Source organism: Hymenobacter sp. BT188, assembly GCF_014333585.1.
GTDB lineage: Bacteria > Bacteroidota > Bacteroidia > Cytophagales > Hymenobacteraceae > Hymenobacter.
Genome location: NZ_JACSCW010000001.1, coordinates 680,151 through 704,315, shown reverse-complemented (window position 1 = coordinate 704,315; position 24,165 = coordinate 680,151). Strand labels below are relative to the sequence as shown.

Below are 24,165 nucleotides of genomic sequence, written 5' to 3'. Positions count from 1 at the left end.
AAATATATACCCGATACGATGAGCGAAAACTCAGACATCAAAAAGCCCCCCAGACAACTTCTGGGAGGCTTTTTTAATATATATTACGCTGTTTCTACTTCGCGGTAGTGAGCTGGGTAGTTGGGGTAAGCTGCACGATTTGACGGGGCAGCGCCGGGATGTCTTCGTTCTTATACGGGTCGATGTCCAGCGTCAGCTGCACGAGTACCGGCTGCCCATTGGCCACCCCCGACACGATGAGCTGGTAGGCCATGCCCCCCGCATCCGTCATGTAGCTCAGCTTAAAGCCTTTAGCAGGCTTACCGGATATGTAGCACTCAAAGGGGGCCATGTCGGTGCGCTTATGTTCCCGCTTCATTTGCTTGGCAAATTCCTCCGGCGCCGTTTTCATGACTGCGTAATCCATGTACATCCAGGTTATGTCGTATTTATCGCATTTTATCTGGTACGGACTTGTACTTGTACAGCCCTCGGTGACTTCTAGATTCTGTCCACAAAAGTTAACCGAAGGCGCGGGCGTGGAAGTAGTGGCTGGTGCTGCTGTCTGACAGAAGGCCAAGGATGAGCAAAACAACAAAACGAGAGTACAAATGCTTTTCATGGCTATAAATATGCGCATTATCCAGTTGTCACAAAAATATTCAAATCAGTTACTTACAAATTACTGTCTATCTTGAAGTATCTGTTGAAATGACTTCAGTGAAATTTAATTTATTTCTGCAAACAGTGTGCCTCTATGTTTTCACATTAATCTCTCAGGTGTTTTGTAATGTTAAGCTAGGCTCCACTGTACCCGCCAGAAGACAAGCTTGCGCGAAAGCCCGGGTTCTTTGCCGTAAATTCATACACGAAACGAATTAGGCCGTATGGAGGTCTTGGGGGGCAAATTCCGAAACCCTGCCTACACTCGCCCTCTATTTGCGTACGCCCCGACTACCCTTAACCCCGTCCGTATGGATCTTGATCATTCCAATTACGGCTTTTCGGTCAGCAAAGAAGAAGACCGCCTGCCTGAAGACCTCGCCAACCCCCTGCCCCGGGCGGTATTACGATTTAACTCCTATTCTCTGCTCGACGGCGAATGGCGCTTTGCTATCGACGAGGCCGACGCGGGCCTGCGCGACGGCTGGCACCTGGGTTACGACTACAAGCACACGGCTCAATGGCCAGGCTCTATTGAAGAGCACATGGTGGAGTCGAAAGAGCACCCCCACTCCGCTGGCTGGCACGACAAAATAGTAGCCTGGTATGAGCGTGAATTCACGTTGCCAGAACTGGACGAGTCTTTGGAACAGTCGCGCACTATGCTTCAGCTGACGTTTGGGGCCTGCGGCTACGAAACGCGGGTGTGGCTAAATGGCCGTTTGCTCCGCACCATTGAGGGCGAAGATGTGCACTACGGCGAGTACACGTCGTTTTCCTACGAGCTGCGCCAGGAAAACCTACACTTGGTGAACCGCCTCACCGTGCGCATTGCCGACACAATGGATGCCGAGACCCCACGCGGCAAGCAGGAATCGCATGTGTATAAGCGCGGCGGTATCTGGTACCAAACCTACACTGGGGCCGTGCGCAGCGTATGGCTGGAAGTAGTGGAGCGCAACCGTCTTCGCTCCCGCGTAGGTGTGGTGAGCATCGTGGAAGACCAGCTGGTTCGCTTCAATTTTACCACTCGCGTTCATGACCCCGGCTGCTATACCCTGCGCCTCAAGGTGTTCGAGCGCGATGCGGCCGATGATAGCGCTCCGCTGGCTACCTCTGATTTTCCGTTGCGCTTAGAGGCAGGCCAGAAATCGCAGCGAGTAGTGCTGGAGCTGCCCGGAGCGAGGCTGTGGTCAACCAGTTCGCCTCACCTGTATCGCATCGTAGCCCAACTTATTGACGCTGAGCAGTACACGGCTCAAATTGAGACGTATTTCGGGCTGCGCAAAATAGAAGCTCGGGGCCGCTACGTGTACCTGAATAACCAGCCCATCTACCTCGATGGTATTCTATACCAGCCCGGTACGGCTACCTATGAGGAGATGCGCAAGCACATGTACGCCATGAAGGAGCTGGGCTGCAACCTGGTGCGCGTACACATCGCCGGTGTCGACCCGCGCATCTATAACCTGGCCGATGAGCTGGGCTTGCTGCTTTGGGTGGAAGTACCTAGTCCTCACAGCTCTACCCCACGCAGCCGCCAAAACCACCAGGCTGAGCTGCTGCGGATGGTCGCGCTTATTGAAACGCACCCTTCCGTCGTTATCTGGAGCTTGTATAACGAAGACTGGGGCGCACAGGATATTGCTACCAACCCTGAAACGCGGTCCTATATCGTTGATATGTACCACTATATGCAAATTGCGCACCCGCAGTTTCTGGTGGTCGATAACGATGGCTGGCACCATATCTCGCACACGGGCCGCCTAAAGTCCGACCTGCTCACAGCCCACCTCTACACTCCCGACCTAGACCGCTGGCGCGAGCTGCTCGACCGCCTTGTAGCGGGCGAAATGGAAGGCACGGCTGCCTTTCCACTTGTCGTGGGCGACCCATTTTTCTACCGTCGCCAGGTGCCACTTATCGTCAGCGAGTGGGGTGGGTTCGGCTTCCCCGACTACGGTGGCCCCAAAGACGCGAATGAGCGCACGGAGCGTATTCGCGATTTCAAACGCGAATTGCGTGCGCGGCCAATTGCCGGCGATGTCTATACCCAGGCTACCAATATTGAGGAGGAGCGCAATGGCCTTATAGATCCGCAAACGGGTGAGTTGAGTGTACCGCCGGGCCTGCTGGCTTCTCACTCAGAGGAACAAGAAGGTCAGCCCAAACCAACCGAGCCGAGAACCTCTTAGCATAACCAGCAAAAAGCCCCCCAGACGTCGCCTGGGGGGCTTTTTGCTGGTTATTCAGTTCTTACCTCCATATTAAACTTTACGCGGCAGTTACCAAAGTCGAATGTTAGTGCATCCGGTCGTCGCGCACGGGGAGGTTGGTTACGATTTCGCCTTCAATCTTTAGGAGTTCTTGCAGGCGCACATCTACCTCCTGCTTGTCGCAATATTCCTTGGCAAGCTCCACGTAACTGACGAAATGACCAGCCTCGGATACCATTAGCTCGTAGTAAAACTTCGATAGCTCGGGGTCCGGAATGTGCTTCCATAAAAGCTTAAACCGCTCGCAGCTACGCGCTTCTATCAGCGCGCTTACCAGCAGCTGATCCATTAGCTGCCGTTCACGGGCGCCGCCTTTGCGAACGTGGGCCATGAGTTGCACCACATACTCGTCGCGGCGCGGACGCCCTAGCTCGTGGCCACGCTTGCGCAGCTCGTGCAGCACCCGCTCGAAGTGAGACCACTCCTCGGCTACCAACTCAGTCAGCTCATCGACCAGCCGCGTTTTTTCGGGATACTTTACAATCAGGCTGATGCCCGTACTGGCCGCCTTCTGCTCGCAATAAGCATGGTCGACGAGAATATCCTCAATGTTCTTGCTGGCGATATCCACCCAGCGCGGGTCGGTATTCAGCTTGAGCTTGAGGATGGTTTTTTCTTTCGGCTCTTGTTCCATGGATTAATCAAAAAACTGCCACTTCAGGCCCACTTCAAAGCGGCGCGGCAACCCGGTGTAATAGGGCGTGGTGAAATAACCGTTGCGGTGCAGACCCTGGTTCAGATAAGCCATTTTCAGGAATACCGACACGGTACGAATATCGATGTTCACGAAGGCATCCAGCAAGGAGTAGCGCCGAATTCTGAACTGATCCTGCACGAAAAACTGCTGCGTACTGGGGCTATAATCGTAGGCCCGAAAGCGCGACTGGTAATAGTACTCCGTTCCAATTTGGCCAAAAAGCGCCTTTTTGAAGATGTAGCCTTGGTAGTACACCTTTGCATTGGCCACTAAGCTGGGAATGCGCAACCCTTCCTGGTCGCCGCCCAGCGTGTAGGTGCCCTGGTTGTCGGCAAAGAAGTTGCCGACTTGAAAGCGGTGCCGCACCCCAACGATAACCAATTGCAGAGCGTCGGAGAGCTGAGCGGGCTCCGCTTGCTGGTTATAGTAAACGAGGCTCGAAATATTGGCCACCGCCACCGACGCTTGCAGCCGCTGCTTTCCTAGTGTCTGATCGAGGCGACCGGTAAGCTGATTGACAAAGGTATTTTCGAAACGACTGTAGTTGTTCCACACGTAGTGATTGCCGCTGAACTCTCGCTCCGTGAGCGTTGGGGCATAAGAAGCGCTGTAAAACTCGGCCGTAATTGGGCCGGTACGCGCGGCTGCTTTTCCCCAATATTCGGGTACGCGACTCGCCTCGCCGGGCGCCGAAATGTCCGGCACTTTGATTTCTCCGGCGGCTTCTACCCCAAATATGCGGTACTTAAATGCTGCATTGCCCCCCAGAAATATCTGGTTGAAGGTGCGTATGGGCACATTATCTTCCTGTACACTTTCCTCAATCTGGCTGCTGGCCGACAGGCGCGCCAGTCGGTGGCGACCATACAGTCGGTATTCTACTAGCTTCGTGGCTCCCAGCACCCCAACGCTATTCTCGGCCTGCTCGAACGTCGCCCGATCGTTCGTAACGTTGGGGCTCAGGCGGGTGCGCGGGTAGTAGAGTGGATCGGTGGGGCCGCGCGGAATGGCGTCGTCGTTGTAGCGGTTGGTCTGGCGGCTTATGTCCATCACGTGGAACGCCGTGAGCCCTTTACCCAGCAGCCGATAGGTCTGGGCCAGATGGATACGGTCGCGGTCGTCGCGGTTTCGGGCTTGGGTCAGCCATACCCGCTCATCATCGTACTCCAAAAGGTTTTGGGTCAGGATGCGATTATCGTCGCTGATATCCTCGGGCTGGGGTACAATACCGCCCTGCTCAATGGCTTCATGGCGGGCGGTATTCACGTTGAAGAGCAGGTGATACCGATCGTCGGTGGTTTGGTAGCGCACAAAAAACAGCACACCTGAGTGCTTGGTCAGGCCCTCCGAACCTACGTCCGTAAAGATCTTGTTCGAAGAAAATCGCTCGTAAGCGAAGCCCACATTAGCATTGCGCTTAATGCTGCGGCTGTACGACAGCTCAAATACCTGCTCGCCGGTACCGCCCTGCACAAAGCGAAAAAACGTGTAGGGCGAGCGGGTATCATAGTATGGAATGGTGGCCGAGTTGCGCATGTACTTATCAAACACATTGCGGCCCAGACGCGCGCCCAGCTGGGTATTCGGCTCCCAAAGCAGCCGGCGCGAGGCCGTGCCTCCGTTGCCCAGGTCCTGCTGAAAAGTGCTGTCGTGGTACCAGTTGCGGGCCTGCTGCATGCCAACCAGCGTGGTATCTACCATGCGACCTTCGTGCTTTTCGCGCAGCACGTCGGCCTCGCGAATGACGAGGGTGGTTTTGGCGCCGTAGAGTGTTTTGGTGGTATCGTCGACAACCTGGGCCTGCGAGGTGAGCGGGTCAAAAAAGCCCCCCAGCAGCAGTGATAGCCCCGTAAGCCAGCGAAAGAGCCGGCTGGCTGGCAGCACACGGACAGACACCGAACAGTGGGGCACAGACGTAGAGAAAAGCGAGAACAGCGAAAAGTCAGACAACAGCTTGGGGCTGAAAGTAGGGAGAAAGCAACTGCCGCAGCCGGGTGGCGTCATCGGCCAGAAACTGTACGGTAATCGGGATGTAAAAGAGAGGCAACTGCGCTACCGCTGTTCGCAAGCCAGGCTCGAGCAAGCGCACGGCATCCTTCTGGGTGGTAAAAACGCAGTGGCCGGGTTGTAATTGTGCAGCTACGGCCGCTACATCGGCCGCGGTGAAAGCGTGGTGGTCGCCAAAGCTGGCGTGGTGCCTGATACGGTAGCCAGCCGCCGCCAGATACTCCCGTAGTGGTTCGGGCTGCGCAATGCCCGTAAGCAGCACGATATCGGTGCCGGGGGGCTTTTCCTGGCTGCCCAATGCCACCGGCTCGCCGTAGGCATAGGTTGAAAAAAGAACCGGCACGTTGGGCCTGGCATAGTGCCGAATGTTGCGGGTTATTTCCTCACGCTGGGCTGGGGTTAGCGCCTCGCTGCACTTCGTAACTATCACGGCATCGGCGCGGCGAGCGCCGGCGCGGCTTTCGCGCATACGACCGGCGGGCAGCACATAATCGCTATAAAACGGGCGCTGCTGCTCGGTCAGCAGAATGCTGAGCGCGGGGCGCACGCGTCGGTGCTGGTAAGCATCATCGAGCACAATGGTCGTCAGGTCAGGGCAAGCAGCCAGCAGTTGGGTGATGCCCGCCCGTCGATCCTCGGCCACGGCCACCGGAATTTGCCCCCCAAAGTCCTGGTAATGCTGCAAGGGCTCGTCGCCGATGGTGGCGGCAGTGGCGGCAGCATCGGCTAAACGGAAGCCCTTGGTACTACGCCCGTAGCCCCGGCTCAGAATGGCCGGTTTTGCCCCCTGCGCTTGTAGCTCAGCCACTAGCCAGGCTACGTGAGGCGTTTTGCCGGTGCCCCCCACGCGCAGGTTACCGACACTTATCAGCGGAGTTTCAAAAGCAAATGATGATTTAAATCCTCTATCATACAACCAGTTGCGCACTGCCATCACCCCGGCATAAAGCCAGGCAAACGGGAGCAGCAGCAAGACCAGAAAAGGTGGCATGGAGAATAATAGAGCTTGGGGGGCAAAAGTACGCGGAAATGCAGAGTACGCCACTTTTACTGTTTAAGGCAAGTCGTACGTATGCACAGATAACTGTTCTGCTACTATGTCTACGTTCGGCAACCGCCTTCTGCATTTTCTGACCAGCTTTCCCCTGCCCACTATGCTGCCTGATGACGTATTGGCTTTCAGCCCTTACCAGGAGGAGACTCCCCAGGCGCTGCTCACTCAATTTGCCAGCCGCTACTACGCCGACAATCGTCCTCGGGTGGCACTGCTGGGCATTAATCCGGGCCGGCTGGGCAATGGCCGCACCGGCGTAGCTTTCACTGATCCGGTAGCCTTAACCGCCTGCGAAATTCCAAATGAGCTGCCTCAACAACGCGAGCCATCAAGTCAGTTTATACACGAAGTAATCAGGGCTATAGGCGGCCCGACGGTTTTCTTCGACAACTTTTATCTGGGCTCACTCTACCCCTTGGTCTTATTGCGGGAGGGCCGCAACTACAACTATTACGACTCGCCCACCCTGACCGCCGCGCTGGATCCAGCCATCCGTGTTTCTTTGCAGCTTCAAGTGCACGATGTGGGTCTGCGCCGCGACGTAGCTATCTGTTTGGGACGCCGGAACGGGGAATACTTTACGCGGTGGAACCGGGAGCTGCAGCTGTTCGACCAGATTCATATTCTGGACCACCCGCGCTATCTGATGCAGTATAAACGGCGAGATTTGGCAGCGCATGTAGCTCGCTATGTGAATGTACTTACGGGTGCAATCGCCTTGTAAACAAAGCCTATACTTACGTCTGTCATGCTGAGGAATCGAAGCATCTCTCCCGCTTCCTTGAGGTCAGTTATATAGTAGAGATGCTTCAACAAGCGGACGCCAGATCCAGCATGCCGCTCTTTTGGGTTCTCTTCAATTCGTTTCTTCATTTCTTGCTTAACCAAAATGCCTACCGTCGCTGACCTTGCCCGCGCCCTCGAAACGGCCGCACCCCTCGCCTACCAGGAATCGTATGACAATGCTGGCCTGCAATGCGGTGATCCTCAAGCGGAAATAACAGGCGTTCTGATTGCGCTCGACTGCACTCCCGCCGTTCTTGACGAAGCGCTGAGCCGAGACTGCAACGTGGTTGTAGCTCATCATCCCGTCATTTTTCGCCCCCTCAAAAGCCTGACCGGCGCTACCGAAGTAGAGCGCACCGTATTAAAGGCGCTGAAAAATAACATCGCCATTTACGCCGCCCACACCAACCTCGATAACGTGCGTCACGGCGTAAATCGTAAGCTCGGTGAAAAGCTTGGCTTGCAGAATCTACGCATTTTGGCCCCCACCAGCGGCAATCTGGCCAAGCTTATCACCTACGTTCCGCCAACTTATACGGAGACCGTTCTGCAAGCTCTCTACCAAGCCGGAGCCGGCCAAATCGGTGACTATTCTGACTGTAGCTTTCGCTCCGATGGCGTGGGCACTTTTACTCCCGGATCTGCTACCCAGCCTTTCCAAGGGCAACCAGGCCAGCCCGAAACCACTGCCGAGCAGCGCCTGGAAGTACTTCTGCCGCTACACCAGCAAAAAAACGTGCTGCGGGCGCTCCGGCAGGCTCACCCTTACGAGGAAGTCGCCTACGAAATAGTGAAGCTTGAAAACGAAAACCAGGAGGTAGGCGCTGGTATGCTAGGCGAATTGCCCCAGGAGCTGACCCCGGTAGCATTTCGGCAGCAGCTACGCACTATTCTGGGCGTACCCGTTGTAAAGCACACCGATTTTGACCGGCCTATCCGCCGCGTTGCGTTGTGCGGTGGAGCCGGCAGTTTTCTTTTAAACAAAGCCCGGGCAGCCGGCGCCGACGCTTACGTAACTGGCGATTTAAAATACCATGAGTTTTTTGGCCCTGAGGGCGATTTGCTGCTTTGCGATGTGGGTCATTTTGAGAGCGAACAATTCACTAGTGAGCTATTTCAGGAATTGCTAACCTCAACGTTTTCGAGTACTTTTGCGGTCTTAATCGCAGAGACCCTCACCAACCCCGTCCGTTATGACTTCTAACCCTACCGCGGAAACCCCCGTTGCCAACAAGCTGGAGGCCCTTTTAAACCTACAGCGTATTGACTCGCAGCTCGATGAAATTCGGCGCGTGCGCGGCGACTTGCCTGAGGAAGTCCGTGACTTAGAAGATGAGATTATCGGCTATGAAGTGCGTGTAGGCAAGTTCGACGAGGAAATCTCGGGCCTTAATGACCAGATCAAGCAGCGCAAGCAGGCTGCAAAAGACGCTGAAGGCCTCATTCGCAAATATGAGGAGCAGCAGCAGAACGTGCGTAACAACCGTGAGTACGAGGCAATTGCCAAGGAAATTGAGTTGCAGCGCCTTGAAATTCAGATTTCAGAGAAGAAGATAAAAGAAGCTCAGTACCAGATTGAGCAAAAGAACAACGACATCGCCGGCACCAAACAGCGCCTCGATGAGCGCCGCAAAGACCTAACGAACAAGCAAGGCGAGTTGCAAACCATTGTAGGGGAAAGCGAAGCCGACGAGAAAAAGCTTATGACGGAGCGCGATGGTGCCGTAAAGCCAATCGAGGAGCGTTTGCTTATGGCTTACACGCGTATTCGCGGTAACGTTCGCAACGGCCTCGCCGTGGTGACGGTAAAGCGCGATGCCTGCGGTGGTTGCTTCAACACGGTGCCCCCTCAGCGCCAGGCCGACATCATCTCGCACAAGAAGATCATTGTGTGCGAGCACTGCGGACGGGTTCTGGCTGATGTAGACTTGAAAGCTGCTTAATTCGCTATTATTCAATTGATTTGAAAAAGGAACGACAGAAGTCGTTCCTTTTTTGTTGGAGTACCCATGAAATTTTCAGCGAAGAAGCATATTTGGTTACGCAGCGGAGCACAGCGGCTAGTCTTAGTCCTGCTGTTCTTGGTGGCCAACCTTTATGTCTGTCTTTGCGAGCCATTACAGCCATCGGCGTTCACACTGGCTCCAAGCTCTTCACTGACACCCTCGCAAGCCCGTGCGTACGCTGAAGTGGTAAAGCTGCGCGTGCCCGCCGCCCGTGCCCTACTTCGTTCCGAAGACCCAAACAGCGCCGGCACTGTATTGGTAACTGATTGTTTAGAGATGGTGGAAATACTAATCAGCCAGGATGCAAAGCGCTATTCTGCTGTGCTGGAAGCTCAGGACCAGCGCCTGGAAACGTTAGAAAAAGCCCCCCAGAGCCCACTGCGTGACTATTCCAGCGCCCAGCTTCGCCTTCATCAGGCCGTGCTACAGGTAGTTTTTGAACATGAGGTTCAAGGAGCCTGGAACCTGCGGCAGGCGTACCAGCAGATGCAGGGGGTTGCGAAGCGCTACCCAAGCTTTCTGCCCGCTCGCAAGTCATTGGGTATGTTGGAGTTTGCAATCGGCTCCCTGCCTGAGGGTTACCGCTGGTTTTTGCGACTGCTAGGCTTAAGTGGTAGCGTAGATACCGGCCTGAAGCATTTACGCGCAGCAGCGCAGCGGCCCCACGATTTTCAGTTGGAAAGCCAGCTTATTCTAGCCTTAGTGGAAGAAACCTACTATCGGCGAAGCAACGAAACGACGCAGCTAGTTACGCGTTTAGCCACCCAACAGCCAGACAATTTACTACTCACCTTCTTGGTTATCAGCCAGAACAAGAAGCTGCATCATACTGACCGCGCCCTGGCTGCTTTCCAGGCGCGCCCCACGGGGCCGAGCTATTTGCCTGTGGCCTACTTACACCATATGGCGGCCGACTTGCTGCTTTATCAGGGTCAGTTTGCCGCTTCCGAACGCGAAAACCTGAAGTTTTTACACCTCTACCGCGGTCAGCACTACAGGAAGGCGGCTGCTTTCAAGCTTTATCTTGCTGCCTGGCTCGGAGGCAAACACCCGACTGCTGACCATTACCGCCAGCAGATAGCCGCCAGCGGCCGTACCATCGTTGAAGAAGACACCTATGCGCAACGTTTTTTTGAGGAAAAAAGCCCCCTACATCCCATCCTGACTCGCGCCCGCCTTCAACTCGATGGCGGCTATTATCAGGAAGCTCTCACAACACTTAAATCGTTTGGTGCTACCAACAAAAGAACGCTACGCGACCAATTAGAAGCGCCTTACCGCCGCGCCCGTGCCTATCATGGCCTCAACCAACTAGATTCGGCCCGGTACTTCTACGCTCGCACAATTGCGCTATCTAAAGGCCAGGCACCCTACTATTTTGCCCCCCAGGCTGCTTTGCAACTAGGATATTTGTACCAATCGGCAGGTCAGACGGAGCTTGCTCGGAAATACTTTCGGCAGGCGCTCCAGTATCCCAAGCACGAGTACAAAAACAGCACAGATATGAAGGCCAAAGTAGCTCTGGCGGAACTAGGTTAAAACACAAGCGTTCACGACCCTTACTTTTGCCCTGTGTTAATCGTTCCGCTGTCCAGCTTATCCATTACGCCCGCTGAGTTTCGGGCCAAAGCCTTGCATTGGGCTGCCCGCTTTGCGTACTGCGCCTATTACGAATCAAATGACCTAGCCTATCCACAGGGGGCTTTTTCGCGGCTGCTAGGTGTGCGTGCTACTGCTGCATCGCCACCTACCGATCTGAATGAATTGAGAACCTGGCTGGAGCAACCTACTAACGCTCCTCGTTGCGGTATTTTAAGCTATGAACTAAAGAATCAAATAGAAGACCTCAATAGTCATCATTTCGATGGGTTATCTTTCCCTAATCTCCATTTTTTTTTACCAGAAAGCTGGCTGATATGGCACTCGGATTCCGTGGAGATTCACGGTCTAGGGGGCATTTTGGATGAAATTTTAGCTACTTCAGTACCAGCTCATGCTGCCGTTTCGGTGCCTCAGATGCGCGCCCGCATGCCTAAAACTGAGTACCTCGCGGCCGTAGCGGCTATTCAGGAAGACATTTTGAATGGCGAAGTGTACGAGCTAAACCTGTGTCAGGAATTTTACGCTGAGCACGTTGCTATAGAGCCCGTTTCAACTTTCCTACAGCTTAATGCAGCGTCACCTACCCCTTTCGCTGGGTTCTATAAATGGCAGGATCGATACCTACTATGCGCGTCGCCCGAGCGCTTTCTCCGGCAGCAACACGATGTACTTCTTTCTCAACCTATTAAAGGCACAATCCGCCGCGGCCTGACGGCTGAGGAAGATGAGGAATTGTGTCAGCAATTGCGCCACAATGAGAAAGAACAAGCTGAAAACCTGATGATTGTGGATCTGGTGCGCAACGACCTTGCCCGCGTGGCTGTCACGGGCTCAGTGCAGGTGCCCGAACTATTCGGTCTTTACAGTTTCCAGCACGTCTGGCAGATGATTTCTACTGTGCAAGCCCGACGTCGGCCCGAATGTGACTTCGTGGATACACTGCGTGCCACCTTTCCAATGGGCTCCATGACGGGCGCCCCCAAGATCAGGGCTATGCAACTTATTGAGCAGTATGAGCATAACCGTCGCGGCCTCTATAGCGGCAGCCTCGGCGTCATCTGGCCCTCGGGCAACTTCGATTTTAACGTGGTCATTCGCAGTCTGCAATTCAACGCCGTCACGGGCTACCTCTCCTTCCAGGTAGGCTCCGCCATCACCTACGATTCGGTCCCGGAGCTTGAATATGAAGAGTGCTTATTAAAGGCAAAAGCGATGCTGGAGGTTTTGGGCGCTGAAATTATTTAAAGGCCAGACGAACGACAAGGCACAATGGATTATTTCTAAGGAGTGCGCTTTGCAAAGAGAGCCCAAATCTTACGTATTGTAATCTCTGCCATTCTGTCATTTTAAGCCTAAAAGGCCTACCTTTGCCCTCCCTATTCGTGTTTGACCGCTATGTCGCAGCCCATTCTTACTCTCGACTTTCTAGATACTCCGGCTTCCACCGCCCCCGCTGACCACGCACATACCCCCAGCGGTGAGGTTCGGGTTAGTGCCGCTACCAGCACTGGCCGGCAGCGCAAGCTCTATATTGAAAGCTACGGTTGTCAGATGAATTTTTCTGACTCCGAAATCGTGTCCTCCATCCTGTTTCAGGAAGGGTTTGACACCACGGAACAACTAGAAGGTGCCGATTTGGTGCTGCTCAATACATGCTCTATTCGGGAAAAAGCCGAGCAGACGGTACGCATGCGGCTTTCTCAGATTAACGGCTATAAAAAGCGGAACCCCGGTTTGCTAGTTGGTGTGCTCGGCTGCATGGCTGAGCGCCTGAAGACCAAATTCTTAGAAGAAGAAAAGATTGTAGACCTCGTGGTAGGGCCTGATGCGTACCGTGACCTGCCCCGCCTGATTCAGGAAGTTGATGGGGGGCAAAAAGCGGTAAACGTGCTGCTCTCCCGCGAGGAAACGTACGCCGATATAACGCCGGTACGCCTTAACTCCAATGGGGTATCAGCCTTCGTGAGCATCATGCGAGGCTGCGACAACATGTGCTCCTTTTGCGTCGTGCCCTTCACCCGCGGCCGCGAACGCAGTCGTGATGCGCACAGTATCGTGCAGGAGTGCCGTGACTTGCTTGACGCTGGCTATAAGGAAGTCACCATGCTGGGCCAGAACGTGGACAGCTACAAATGGGCTTCGGAAGATGGCTTGGAGCAAGTAAACTTTGCCCAACTTTTGGAGCGCGTGGCGTTACTCAGCCCTGAGTTGCGGGTGCGCTTCTCTACGTCTCACCCCAAAGACATTACCGACGAGGTATTGTACACCATGGCTCGGTACGACAACATCTGCAACTACATTCACTTACCTGCCCAAAGTGGTAACTCGCGGGTACTCAAGCTGATGAATCGAACCTACGACCGCGCTTGGTACGAAGATCGGGTGCAGGCCATCCGCCGCATTCTGGGCGAAGACTGTGCCATTAGCACCGATATGATTTCGGGTTTCTGCTCCGAAACGGAGGAGGAGCATCAGGACACGCTGAGCCTAATGGAGCAAGTGCAATACGATATGGCATACATGTTCTTTTACTCAGAGCGCCCCGGCACCCTGGCCGCTCGTAAGTTAGAAGATGATGTGCCGCTGGAGGTAAAAAAGCGACGCCTAGCCGAAGTCATTGCGGTTCAGCAAAAGCATAATCTAATCCGCAACCAACGTGCTATTGGCCAGGTCCACAAGGTGTTAGTTGAAGGCTTCTCTAAGCGTTCTGATGAGTTTTTGAGCGGTCGAAACGACCAGAATAAAGTGGTCCTCTTTCCAAAACAAACCTTCCAGAAAGGCGATTATGTGAACGTGCTGGTGCACGACTGCACAGCCAGCACCTTATTCGGCAACGCCATTTAAGCATAGGAATTGACCCTTATTACTGCAGGGGTTATTTAATAGCTAAAGTAAACGCGGCCGATTTTCGTCTTCTAACGAAACCCTACCTACTGATTTTGACTCCCAGCGAAATACAATCTATTAAACAACGGTTTGGCATCATTGGCAATGCGCCAGCGCTGAACTACGCCATTCAGGTGGCTGCCCAAGTGGCGCCCACCGATATGACCGTGCTTATTTCGGGGGAGAGCGGCTCAGGTAAGGAATCCTTTTCCAAAATTATCCATGCTCTTTCACCCCGCAAGCATGGGCAATTTATTGCCATCAACTGCGGTGCAATTCCTGAAGGCACTATCGATTCCGAGCTGTTTGGCCACGAAAAAGGCTCGTTTACAGGCGCCAATGAGGCCCGCAAGGGTTACTTTGAGGTAACGAATGGGGGCACTATGTTCCTCGATGAAATTGGGGAAATGCCGCTTGGTACGCAAGCCCGCTTGCTGCGCGTACTCGAAAATGGCGAGTTCATTCGGGTGGGTGCCAGCAAGGTGCAGAAGACAGACGTGCGTGTAGTGGCGGCTAGCAACGTAAATCTACTGGACGCTGTACGCGAAGGCCGCTTCCGCGAAGACCTCTATTATCGTCTTAATACTGTTCCTATTACAGTTCCACCTTTGCGTGATCGAGGAGACGATATCTATCTATTATTCAGAAAGTTTGCAACTGATTTTGCTGAGCGCTACCGCGTCAAGCCGATTAGTCTTACTCCTGATGCAGTAGCTGAGTTACAGCGCTTCCGGTTCCCGGGCAACATTCGGCAGCTGAAGAATATTGCCGAGCAAATGTCGGTTCTGGAAATGGAGCGTGAGCTGGATGCGGCCCGTCTGCGCCAGTATCTGCCAGCCGATCAGAGCAGCCGCTTGCCTATGCTATTGAGCGCCGCAAATCCTGATGGTGCAGGTGCAAACAACACATACTCGGAGCGCGACCTGCTTTACAAAGTGCTGTTTGATATGCGCCGCGATATGACCGATTTAAAAAAGCTAGTTCTGGACCTGGCAGCCGGGCAGCGCCCCGCGGAGGCGCAGGAGCTTCTACGGCAAAACAGCCATCTTTTCAATAACCTAAACGTTGCTTCCTCCTATGAAGGCGGCCGCCTGAATCGTCCTGCACCGACCGAAGGTGCTGGCGAGTACTTTATTTCTCCGCGTCCCGTTAGTGATTTGAACGACAGCGACGAGGAACTGACCTACGACGATGAAGCCCAGCGGGTGGAAGATATTCCGCACGAAACAGAAGAGGAAACATTGTCGCTGGAGGCTAAGGAGAAGGAAATGATTATGAAGGCGCTCAAGAAGCACCATAACAAGCGTAAATATGCTGCTCACGACCTGGGTATTTCGGAGCGCACCCTATACCGCAAACTCAAGCAATATGATCTGGAGCAGCTTTAATCGATTGACTGGCTGGCTACTGGGGGGCTTTTTTCTGTTTCTGCTGGCTGGTTGCAGCGTGTATTCCTTTACGGGCACCAACATCGACCCCGCAGTAAAAACTATATCTATAGCAACGTTTCAGAACAACGCCAGCAACGGTCCATCCTTTCTGGCTCAACGCTTTACGGAGGACTTCAAGGATTATTTTCAGCGTAATACCACCCTTAAGCTCGTGCCCCGCGATGGCGACCTACAATTTGAAGGTGCCATTACAGCTTATGATTTCGCGCCGGCTGCCATTCAGCGCGAAGGAAATATTGACCAGGCCGGCCAGAACCGGCTGACTATTCAGGTGCAGGTAAAATTTGTGAACACCAAAGACCCTTTGCAGGACTTGGAGCAAACCTTTCAAAGCAGCGACAGCTTCTCGGCCACGGAAGACATCACCACGATTAACAATGACCCGCGCGTTCGCGTCATTACCAATAACATTATCACCGACGTTTTTAATAAGTCGGTAGCCAACTGGTAATTACTCTAGCGTCAGGCTTACTAGCCACACTGTGGCGCCTGTTTAGTAAATAAATTGCCGTATTGTTGTCGGCTCTACAAACGATGGCGCTGCTAGGTTCTTTTCGTATTTGAAGCCATTTTTAAGCTAAGCATCCATTCTTAGCCAACTAAAATTTAGTACCGCACATCATGACCCGCGCCTCGCTGCTGCATATTCTGGACAATTTGGGGGGCATTTCGGAGACGGAAGTTCAGGAGTTGGAGCAGTTAGCGGCTACTTTTCCGTACTGCCAGACCGCCCATTTACTGCTGGCAAAAGCTGCTCATGATCGGGGCAGCATGCTGGCAGCACAGCGCCTGCGCCGCGCCGCCACCTACGCGGTAGACAGGCAGCAGCTGCGCGCCCTCATTGAGCTGCCGGCACCGATGTCGCTCGCTGAAGTACCTGCTACAGCTAAGGATGAGCACGTAGAAGCTGTACCTATGGCTCAGCTTGCAATAGTTGCCCCACTACCGGTTGATACTATTGCTGCTGGACCTGAATTATCACAAGCTGCTGACAATAGCGAAAGCCCTGAAACTGATATAAGTGATAATCAATCGCTTGACGGCGCTTATGATGCTAAGCAGCAGGCCATTCAGGACTCCCGCTCTACTAGTACTGAATTAGAAGCAAAAGAGGCACCGACACAGGTTCCGTTTTCAGAAGCTGTATTACTTGACGCTACGTCAGAAATTCCGTTGCAAGCAGACACGGAATCTAATGACGTATCTGACACGCCGTTCCATGAAGTTGATGGCCAATTGGCGGAAGAGCTTACTGAGCCTCCTGTGGTTGCAGACTCAGCAGTTGAGGAAACGCCTTTAGCAGAAAGCGCTGAAGCTGATGTAGCGATTATAGCAGCGGATCCGGATGTATTCGAGCCTATTGAGGAGCCGTTCGCTTCGACAGCGGGGGTGGAAGATTCGTTTGTAACTATTGAGCTAGAGACAGAACTAACAGAATCAGAGCTGACTGAGGAGGAATTGCCGCTAACACCGCCGCCCATCCGTCCTCCGGTGGAAGTTGGTTCCTCCCGTTTCGAGTTTGGCTTGGCCCAAACGCTGCCCGTTCCAACATATAATTTATTTGAGGTCGAGAAAGCGGTAGCTAAGCAACCCGCTGTCATTCCTCCTTTTTGGGCTGATGAAGAAGTTGGATACGCGCCGGGCTTAGGTAGCCGCCTGGGTTTCTGCTTACAAGCGCACGACGAATACAGTCTGGATTTGCCCCCCAGCGCCTTTTTCGAACCCGATGCTTTGCTGCTTCAGTACTTAAAACAGCACCAGCCCGTGCTGCCGCCTGTGCCAACTAGCATTGATTTAATTGATAAGTTTTTACGCAGCAAGCCTCGCTTTAGAGCTCCATTACCGTTGCCCCCGACTACCGAAGCGCAAGCTGATTTATCGGTGCGTAGTACGCTTGCAGAGCCCAGTTTGGCATCAGAAAGTCTGGCTCGCATTCTGGTTCGGCAGGGCAAAATCGGCAAGGCCATTGAAATATATGAACGGCTGATAGTGCGTCAGCCGGAAAAAAAGGCGTATTTTGCCGACCAAATCCAACAATTGCAAACCTTCGAGTAGATGTATATTGCCCTCATTGCCCTGATTATTTTTGTTTGCTTGCTTCTAGCCCTCGTTGTATTGGCCCAAAATCCAAAGGGTGGCGGACTGTCGAACCAGTTCGGTTCTGGTGGAGCTGCCAATCTGATGGGCGTAAAGCGCACCGGCGACCTATTGGAGCGCCTAACTTGGGGCTTCGCCTTAGGATTGATGGTTCTTACGCTTGGTACCCACATGATTATTGGTGGCGGTGATAACGGCCCGGCACGTAGCATCAACCAAGAGCGCGCGCTTCAAACGCAACTCCCTGCTACTCCAGTTCCTACGGCTCCAGGTGCTACGGCTCCTGCAGCCTCCGGCACGGCTACTCCTAATGAGCGAGCAGCATCTGCCCCCGCTCAACAGTCTACTACAACTCCTGCTCCCGCCCCAGCTTCAACAACCGGCAACCAGTAAGGCTTCGCTGCTCTTATCCTCAACCCTATCACCGATGGCTTTCTGCTTGGAAGCCATCGGTTTTTTTATGCATTTCTCAATGTGTCAGGTTTCGACAAACCTGACACGTTTGGCAGCAAAATTTTGGTATGGGCCCCCAAAAAGTTCACTTTAACGACCATTATGTCAGGTTTGAGTGGGCTGGCATAAGAAGTGTCGGGAACGGCGCACGGGTTTATTCACTCAACATCTTTCAACCAAAACGTACAATATGTCACTTAGCATGAAACCGCTGGCCGACCGCGTAATTATCGCGCCAGCCGCCGCCGAGGAAAAAACCAAGTCGGGCATTATTATCCCCGATACGGCCAAGGAAAAGCCCCAGCGCGGCGAAGTAGTGGCCATAGGCGAAGGCAAAGTAGCCGATAGTGGTACCCTCATTGCCCCCCAGGTAAAAGTGGGCGACCAAGTGCTCTATGGTAAGTACGCCGGCACTGAGATCACCGTAGATGGGGAAGATTACCTCATCATGCGTGAGTCTGACATTTTCGCCGTTCTGTAGGGTTTCCTTTTCTTTTCCAGAATTACCTCTCTATTTAAAATAAGATGGCTAAGAACATCCAATTTGATACCGACGGCCGCGACAAGCTAAAGCGCGGCGTAGATAAGCTGGCTAACGCCGTGAAAGTAACCCTCGGCCCAAAAGGCCGCAACGTGGTTATCGATAAGAAATTCGGCGCACCCACCATCACTAAGGACGGTGTAACTGTAGCTAAAGAAATTGAATTGACTGACCCTGTTGAAAACATGGGTGCTCAGTTGGTAAAAGAAGTTGCTTCCAAGACTGCCGACCAGGCTGGTGACGGTACTACCACTGCTACTGTATTGGCTCAGGCTATCTACACGGCTGGTTCGAAGAACGTAGCTGCCGGTGCCAACCCAATGGACCTGAAGCGCGGCATCGACAAGGCGGTACACGCAGTAGTTGCTAACCTGAAGGCGCAGTCGAAGAAGATCGAGAACTCTTCGGAGATTGCCCAGGTAGGTACTATTTCGGCCAACAATGACTCGGAAATCGGTCAGATGATTGCCGATGCCATGGACAAAGTGGGCAAAGAAGGCGTTATCACCGTGGAAGAAGCGCGTGGCACGGAGACCGAAGTAAAGACGGTAGAAGGCATGCAGTTCGACCGCGGCTACCTCTCTCCTTACTTCGTAACCAATCCGGAGAAGATGGAAGTGGAGTTGGAAAACCCTTACGTTCTGATCTACGACAAGAAAGTAAGCACCATGAAAGAGCTTCTGCCCGTATTGGAGCAGGTAGTTCAGACTGGTAAGCCGTTGGTTATCATCTCAGAAGATGTTGACGGCGAGGCTTTGGCTACGCTAGTAGTTAACAAGCTGCGTGGTTCGTTGAAGATTGCAGCTGTAAAGGCTCCCGGCTTCGGCGACCGTCGTAAGGCAATGTTGGAAGACATCGCTGTGTTGACTGGTGGTACTGTGATTTCGGAAGAGCGCGGCTACAAGCTCGACAGCGCTACAATCGAGTACCTCGGTACTGCTGAGAAAATCATCATTGACAAGGACAACACGACCATCGTCAATGGTAAAGGTGAGAAGGCTACTATCACGGCCCGCATCAATGAAATCAAAGCTCAGATTCAGACTACTACGTCGGACTACGACAAGGAGAAGCTGCAGGAGCGTTTGGCTAAGTTGTCGGGTGGTGTCGCTATCCTTTACATCGGTGCTTCCACGGAAGTAGAGATGAAAGAGAAGAAGGACCGCGTTGACGATGCCTTGCACGCAACTCGTGCTGCTGTTGAAGAAGGTGTAGTACCTGGTGGTGGCGTTGCTTTGGTGCGCGCTATCGAGTCACTGGCTGCTGTTAACACATTGAACGGCGACGAGCGTACAGGTGTAAACATCATCCGCACGGCTCTGGAAGCTCCGCTGCGCTGCATCGTAGGCAACGCCGGTGGCGAAGGCTCGGTGGTCGTACAGAAAGTGCGTGAAGGCTCCGGCGACTACGGCTACAACGCCCGCGAAGACCGCTATGAGAACCTGATGGCCGCTGGTATCCTCGACCCAACCAAGGTAACTCGCTTAGCTCTGGAGAATGCTGCGTCTATCGCCGGCTTGCTCCTGACTACAGAGTGCGTTATTTCGGATGAGCCAGAAGATGAGAAAGCTGCTGCTGGCGGTGCCGGTGGTATGGGCGGCATGGGTGGCATGGGCGGCATGATGTAATATCAGCCGCGCAGCTAGCTAAGCTGTTCGTTTAATATAAAAAAGCCCCCCAGACTTGGTCTAGGGGGCTTTTTTATGCTTGCTTCGCGCTGCAATAGTATTTAACTTCCTCTACTGTAAGGTCCCGCACTGCTTAGGCTTAGCGAGTGAATTTAATAGAATCCAGCAGAGAGAGGTAGCTCGTTTGGATGTAGCCGGTGGCTCCCCTTCCGCTTGGCCAAGAGGTTTCCCGCAACGTCGCTCGGCACCAGCCGTTGGCTTGCACCGCATGAACCTCCAGCGTGTCGCCCAAGGTTACAACGCCAGTGGTTGTAGCCGTTAGGTCGGCGGTGGGGTGAGAAAGTAGAGGCACATCCGGGGTAATAACAGCTGCGGGGTGGGAGAGCAGGCGGCTGGGGACGGGACGGGTGTAATAATAGACGAGGGATCCGAAAACGGTATTGACCAGCAGGGTCCACCCGACTAATTGCCACCAGTTAATGCGCCATTCTCCCGCTTGCCGGTGCACGGGAGCTAATCGAAGGAGTTTACTCATATGAAGGACAGTAAGAACATACGTATGAAAACATACATGTATGAAACATAAAAAAAGCCCCCCGGACATCTGTACGGGGGGCTTTTTGACAACAGAAACCTAATTTCCGCGGCCGTGCATCATATGGAACAGCTTCTTGGCAATGGCAATCAGAATCAAACCAGCCAAAATAACGAAGCCGGCGATGAGGCCGAATACCTTCAAAGCACCAAGCTCTTCTACGTAAGCAGCAATGTAGCCACCCGCAATCTGTGCCACGAAAGGAGCCAAGAACCACACGCCCATGAGCGCGGAGGTATAGCTGATCGGGGCTAAGCGCGTTACCATGGAAAGGCCGATGGGTGACAAACACAGCTCGCCGATGGTATGGAAGAAGTAAGTAGCAAGCAACCAGAGGATACTGGCTTTCACCGTCGTATCGCTCACGTCGCCGCCGCGCTCCATTACGGCGCCCACCATAAACAGGAAGCCCATACCCAACAGGACCATTCCCAAACCCATTTTTACGGGGATGCTCAAGTCTTTGCCCTTACGGCCTAAGCTCAGCCATATGCTGGCGACAATAGGTGCCAGCGCCACGATAAAGAGCGGGTTCACTGACTGGAACCAGGAAGTTGGAATCAGGTAGCCAAACACCTCACGGTCAATGTAGCTGTCCGTGTACAAGGTTAGGGAGCTACCGGCCTGCTCGAAGCCAGCCCAGAAGAACACAACGAATAGCGTAATAATGAAGATTACCGCCATACGGTCGGTTTCTTCTTTCGACAAGGTCTCTTTCGGCGCGTTCTTGTCCTTCACAACCTTCACCGGAGCCAGACCAATCGGGCCGAGCAAGCGGGGGGCAAAAAGGTTGAAGATAATCTGACCCAGCACCATTCCTAAGCCAGCAGCCAGGAAGCCATAGCGGAAACCGTAGTTACTTACCTGCTCCACGCCATCAACGACGGTCTTGGTAGCGAATAGGTCCTCGGCAAAATAACCGCACACCAACGGGGCAAGGAAGGCGCCGATGTTGATGCCCATGTAGAAGATGGTGAACGCCGAGTCACGGCGCGGATCGCCTTGCTCGTAGAGCTGGCCTACCAGCGTGGAAATGTTAGGCTTAAAGAAGCCATTGCCAATAATAAGCAGCAGCAAGCCCAGGCACGTAGTCAGCGGCAGGCCAAACGCCACAGCCGGACTGCCGGGAGTAGTTGAGAATAACGAGAACTGACCCAGGGCCATCAGAGTGCCGCCGATAAGGATTGCGCGGCGCTGCCCTATAAAACGGTCGGCAATCCAGCCCCCAATAATGGGCGTAAAATACACAAAACCAGTGAAGTACCCGTATATAAGGGTAGCCGTTGCCGCAGGTACTTCCAGACCACCAGCCAAGATGGTTTTGGTCAGGTACAGTGTAAGCAAGCCCCGCATGCCGTAGTAACTAAACCGCTCCCACAACTCAGTGAAGAAGAGCAGATACAGTGCTTTGGGGTGTCCTTGCTGCGCGGCAACCGGTGGCTGATTGGGCACGACGGAGGCTGATTGCATGTAAAAGAATGATAAGATGGAGGTGGAAGAGAAACCTGTCCGAAACAGTGATCGGGGGTTTGTAAAGCTACAAAAGTTTCGCAACTGCCAACTTTTGCCTCCCAAGCTGGTATTAGCTGAATAATACAACAGCGAATTTTCGCTACTACTATATCAAACCGCAGCACAGCCGTGGCAGGCTCGGTTTTTTGACTACTTTTGTTTTAAGAATTCCCATTTCCCACCCACCCCTATTTATTGTTTATCGGCTTATGATGGACACTGCCACCCAAGCTCTTCATCGCCTCCAGCCACTTGGCTTTACCCAGGCGGCCCAGGTACACCTGAATCTAACTCCCGCCGCCTTGGTAGAAGAAGCTCTTCGCCGCGGCGAAGGCAACCTCACCGACACCGGCGCGTTCATGGCCGATACCGGCAAGTTCACTGGCCGTTCTCCCAAGGACCGCTTCATAGTAAAGGACGCATACACGCAGGATAGCGTGTGGTGGGGCGACATTAACATTCCCTTCGACGCCGGTAAGTTTGACCAGCTTCAGGAGAAGATGGTGCAATACCTGGCCGATAAGGAAATTTATGTGCGTGATTCCTATGCTGGTGCTAACCCCGATTACCGTCTGAATCTGCGCGTAGTAAACGAGCTAGCCTGGCACAACCTATTCTGCTATAATATGTTCCTGCGTCCCGCCGATGGTGAGGACACTACCTGGACGCCCGACTTCAGCATCATCTGTGCCCCCGGCTTCGAGGCCGACCCTGCCGTAGATGGCACCCGCCAGCCCAATTTTGCGATCCTGAACTTCACTAAGAAAATGATTCTCATCGGCGGCACTGGCTACGCTGGCGAGATGAAAAAAGGCATTTTCGGCGTACTCAATTACCTGTTGCCCCACGAGAAGAGCACGCTGCCGATGCACTGCTCCGCTAACGTGGGCAAGGATGGCGACGCAGCCATTTTCTTCGGTCTGTCGGGCACTGGCAAAACCACCCTCTCCGCCGATCCTAACCGTGGCCTTATCGGCGACGACGAGCACGGCTGGACTCCCAATGAGGGCATCTTCAACTTCGAAGGCGGCTGCTACGCGAAAGTCATTGATTTAAACCGCGAAACCGAGCCCCAAATCTGGGATGCTATCAAGTTCGGCGCCATCGTCGAGAATACGCGCTTTATTCCTGGCACGCACACTGTTGATTATTCCAACAAGTCGGTAACGGAAAACACCCGCACGGCTTACCCCATCAACTTCATCGACAACGCCATTGAGCCGTCGGTGGCCGATTCACCTAAGAACATTTTCTTCCTGACGGCTGATGCGTTCGGCGTTTTGCCCCCCATCAGCAAGCTGGATAAGAGCCACGCCATGTACCACTTCATGTCGGGCTACACAGCGAAGGTAGCAGGTACTGAAATGGGCGTTACGGAGCCACAGACCACGTTTTCTGCCTGCTTTGGCGCTGTATTCCTGCCTCTGCACCCTACAAAGTACGCGGAGATGTTGGGCCAGAAAATGGATGAGCACCCGGACGTGAATGTGTGGCTTATCAATACCGGCTGGACCGGCGGTAGCTACGGCACAGGCTCACGCATGAAGCTGGGCTACACGCGCGCCATGATTACGGCCGCGCTCAACGGCGACCTGAACAACGTAGAGTTCACCAAGCATCCCATCTTCGGAGTGGAAGTGCCGGCCTCCGTTGCGAATGTGCCAGCCGAGATTCTGGACCCACGCAATACCTGGGCTGATAAGGAAGCTTATGATAAAACAGCTGCCTCTTTGGCCGAGAAATTTGTGAGCAACTTTAAGAAGTACGCCGATTTCGCCAATGACGAAATTCTGGCTGGGGCTCCTAAAGTAGCCGTGGAAGCCGGCGTATAAAGCCGCGACATTTGATTTGTAAAAAAGCCCCCCAGCTATCGTCTGGGGGGCTTTTTTGTCGCATTCGCTCCAAATCTGCTAGCTTTACTTTTTAATTCAA

Annotated in this window: 20 protein-coding genes; 14 read left to right on the top strand and 6 right to left on the bottom strand. The window is 53.6% G+C overall.

The genetic code is table 11. The features are described from left to right. Positions 1-94: 94 nt before the first annotated feature. Entirely contained in the window at positions 95-406 is a 312-nt protein-coding gene (locus H8B13_RS02755) for a hypothetical protein (protein ID WP_187309285.1), read from the bottom strand. Between the two features lie 547 nt (positions 407-953). On the opposite strand from H8B13_RS02755, the gene H8B13_RS02750 reads away from it, so the two are divergent. Further along, positions 954-2,837 carry a glycoside hydrolase family 2 protein gene (locus tag H8B13_RS02750; RefSeq protein WP_187309284.1) on the top strand — a complete coding sequence of 628 codons (1,884 nt, stop codon included), beginning with the start codon at positions 954-956 and terminating at the stop codon, positions 2,835-2,837. Positions 2,838-2,943: 106 nt separating this feature from the next. Here the strand turns inward: H8B13_RS02750 and H8B13_RS02745 are convergent, their stop codons facing one another. The 3 genes from H8B13_RS02745 to lpxK are packed head-to-tail and all read right to left on the bottom strand — an operon-like array spanning position 2,944 to position 6,613. Further along, the gene (locus tag H8B13_RS02745; RefSeq protein WP_187309283.1) at positions 2,944-3,552 is read right to left on the bottom strand and encodes a tRNA-(ms[2]io[6]A)-hydroxylase; all 609 of its coding nucleotides are present in this window, start codon (positions 3,550-3,552) and stop codon (positions 2,944-2,946) included. A 3-nt stretch (positions 3,553-3,555) separates the two neighbouring features. Continuing rightward, positions 3,556-5,526, bottom strand: a complete 1,971-nt coding sequence (locus H8B13_RS02740) for a putative porin (RefSeq protein ID WP_187309282.1) — start codon at positions 5,524-5,526, stop codon at positions 3,556-3,558. A gap of 31 nt (positions 5,527-5,557) precedes the next feature. Next, on the bottom strand, positions 5,558-6,613 hold the full coding sequence (gene lpxK / locus H8B13_RS02735) for a tetraacyldisaccharide 4'-kinase (protein WP_187309281.1): 1,056 nt from the start codon (positions 6,611-6,613) through the stop codon (positions 5,558-5,560). Between the two features lie 106 nt (positions 6,614-6,719). Here lpxK and H8B13_RS02730 point away from each other — a divergent pair, with 106 nt between their 5' ends. The 12 genes from H8B13_RS02730 to groL all read left to right on the top strand — a co-directional run bounded on the left by H8B13_RS02730 (position 6,720) and on the right by groL (position 20,126). Next, positions 6,720-7,400, top strand: coding sequence for a uracil-DNA glycosylase family protein (locus H8B13_RS02730; RefSeq protein ID WP_187309280.1), 681 nt, complete (start codon positions 6,720-6,722; stop codon positions 7,398-7,400). Positions 7,401-7,565: 165 nt separating this feature from the next. Beyond that, positions 7,566-8,666 carry a Nif3-like dinuclear metal center hexameric protein gene (locus H8B13_RS02725; protein WP_187309279.1) on the top strand — a complete coding sequence of 367 codons (1,101 nt, stop codon included), beginning with the start codon at positions 7,566-7,568 and terminating at the stop codon, positions 8,664-8,666. Beyond that, a complete protein-coding gene (locus tag H8B13_RS02720) occupies positions 8,656-9,405 on the top strand; it encodes a zinc ribbon domain-containing protein (protein ID WP_084447055.1) in 750 nt (249 codons plus the stop codon). The genes H8B13_RS02725 and H8B13_RS02720 overlap by 11 nt, the downstream gene beginning before the upstream one ends. Positions 9,406-9,651: 246 nt before the next feature. Beyond that, the gene (locus H8B13_RS02715; protein ID WP_187309278.1) at positions 9,652-11,007 is read left to right on the top strand and encodes a DUF3808 domain-containing protein; all 1,356 of its coding nucleotides are present in this window, start codon (positions 9,652-9,654) and stop codon (positions 11,005-11,007) included. A gap of 33 nt (positions 11,008-11,040) precedes the next feature. Continuing rightward, on the top strand, positions 11,041-12,315 hold the full coding sequence (locus tag H8B13_RS02710) for an anthranilate synthase component I family protein (protein WP_315985098.1): 1,275 nt from the start codon (positions 11,041-11,043) through the stop codon (positions 12,313-12,315). Positions 12,316-12,465: 150 nt separating this feature from the next. Continuing rightward, on the top strand, positions 12,466-13,914 hold the full coding sequence (miaB, locus tag H8B13_RS02705; RefSeq protein WP_187309277.1) for a tRNA (N6-isopentenyl adenosine(37)-C2)-methylthiotransferase MiaB: 1,449 nt from the start codon (positions 12,466-12,468) through the stop codon (positions 13,912-13,914). Positions 13,915-14,006: 92 nt separating this feature from the next. Continuing rightward, complete coding sequence (locus tag H8B13_RS02700; protein ID WP_315985103.1) at positions 14,007-15,344, top strand: sigma-54 dependent transcriptional regulator; 1,338 nt, start codon at positions 14,007-14,009, stop codon at positions 15,342-15,344. After that, positions 15,325-15,858: an LptE family protein gene (locus H8B13_RS02695; RefSeq protein WP_222841316.1), complete on the top strand. Its 534-nt coding sequence runs from the start codon at positions 15,325-15,327 to the stop codon at positions 15,856-15,858. Before H8B13_RS02700 ends, H8B13_RS02695 begins: the two co-directional genes overlap by 20 nt. 170 nt (positions 15,859-16,028) lie before the next feature. After that, complete coding sequence (locus H8B13_RS02690; RefSeq protein ID WP_187309275.1) at positions 16,029-17,462, top strand: hypothetical protein; 1,434 nt, start codon at positions 16,029-16,031, stop codon at positions 17,460-17,462. Beyond that, positions 17,463-17,897: a preprotein translocase subunit SecG gene (gene secG, locus H8B13_RS02685; protein WP_187309274.1), complete on the top strand. Its 435-nt coding sequence runs from the start codon at positions 17,463-17,465 to the stop codon at positions 17,895-17,897. A 250-nt stretch (positions 17,898-18,147) separates the two neighbouring features. Beyond that, positions 18,148-18,438, top strand: a complete 291-nt coding sequence (gene groES, locus H8B13_RS02680) for a co-chaperone GroES (RefSeq protein ID WP_166072468.1) — start codon at positions 18,148-18,150, stop codon at positions 18,436-18,438. A gap of 44 nt (positions 18,439-18,482) precedes the next feature. Then, complete coding sequence (gene groL / locus H8B13_RS02675; protein ID WP_187309273.1) at positions 18,483-20,126, top strand: chaperonin GroEL; 1,644 nt, start codon at positions 18,483-18,485, stop codon at positions 20,124-20,126. A gap of 139 nt (positions 20,127-20,265) precedes the next feature. Here the strand turns inward: groL and H8B13_RS02670 are convergent, their stop codons facing one another. Next, positions 20,266-20,661 carry an SH3 domain-containing protein gene (locus H8B13_RS02670; protein WP_187309272.1) on the bottom strand — a complete coding sequence of 132 codons (396 nt, stop codon included), beginning with the start codon at positions 20,659-20,661 and terminating at the stop codon, positions 20,266-20,268. Positions 20,662-20,760: 99 nt separating this feature from the next. Continuing rightward, on the bottom strand, positions 20,761-22,191 hold the full coding sequence (locus H8B13_RS02665; protein ID WP_187309271.1) for a peptide MFS transporter: 1,431 nt from the start codon (positions 22,189-22,191) through the stop codon (positions 20,761-20,763). A 251-nt stretch (positions 22,192-22,442) separates the two neighbouring features. On the opposite strand from H8B13_RS02665, the gene pckA reads away from it, so the two are divergent. Next, complete coding sequence (pckA, locus tag H8B13_RS02660; protein ID WP_187309270.1) at positions 22,443-24,065, top strand: phosphoenolpyruvate carboxykinase (ATP); 1,623 nt, start codon at positions 22,443-22,445, stop codon at positions 24,063-24,065. Positions 24,066-24,165: the final 100 nt, after the last annotated feature.